This is a genomic window from Campylobacter sp. CFSAN093233, from assembly GCF_011068165.1.
Lineage (GTDB): Bacteria > Campylobacterota > Campylobacteria > Campylobacterales > Campylobacteraceae > Campylobacter_D > Campylobacter_D jejuni.
Map to the genome: position 1 here is coordinate 1 of NZ_JAAMWY010000014.1, position 621 is coordinate 621.

General features: G+C 34.5%; 1 protein-coding gene and 1 pseudogene. Both read right to left on the reverse strand.

Annotation, left to right across the window (positions count from 1 at the left end):
- A pseudogene (locus tag FBF15_RS09140) lies at positions 1 to 234 on the reverse strand (flagellin); the annotation flags it as partial.
- A 160-nt stretch (positions 235 to 394) separates the two neighbouring features.
- Positions 395 to 621, reverse strand: a 227-nt coding sequence (locus tag FBF15_RS09145; protein ID WP_079744389.1) for a flagellin, incomplete at its 5' end; no start/stop codon positions are given.

Consider the following 621-nt stretch of genomic DNA (forward strand, 5'->3'; position numbering starts at 1 on the left):
TGCAGTTTGCAAGATACCTATAGCATCATTACCATTGTTTATAGCTTGACCTAAAGTTGCTGCTTGTGAACGCAAAGAATCTGCTATCGCCATCCCTGAAGCATCATCTGCTGCGGAGTTGATTCTAAGACCTGAACTGAGTCTACTTAAAGACTTGTCAAGCTCTCTAGCATTAACAACTGAATTTGCATGTGCGTTCAATGCACCGATGTTGGTGTTTATTCTAAAACCCATTTTAAATCCTTTCAAAATATTGCATCGAAAAGATTAAAGCAAGAAGTGTTCCAAGTTTTGATTCAAATTGAAATTTTATTTAGAAATAAAAAAAGCCTAGTATTACTACTAGGCTTGGATTTGTATAAATTACAGTAAACGCTAAAGAATGTTTTATATACTACTGTAGTAATCTTAAAACATTTTGCTGGCTTGAATTTGCTTGAGCCATAGCATAAGAACCACTTTGAGCCAATATATTTGCTTTAGAGTAATTTGCACTCTCGCTTGCAAAATCTACATCTCTGATTTGTGATTCTGCTGATTTAACATTTACCTGGGTTACAGTAATGTTGTTTATAGTCGATGTGATTTGATTTTGCACAGAACCTATATCTGCTCTGATTT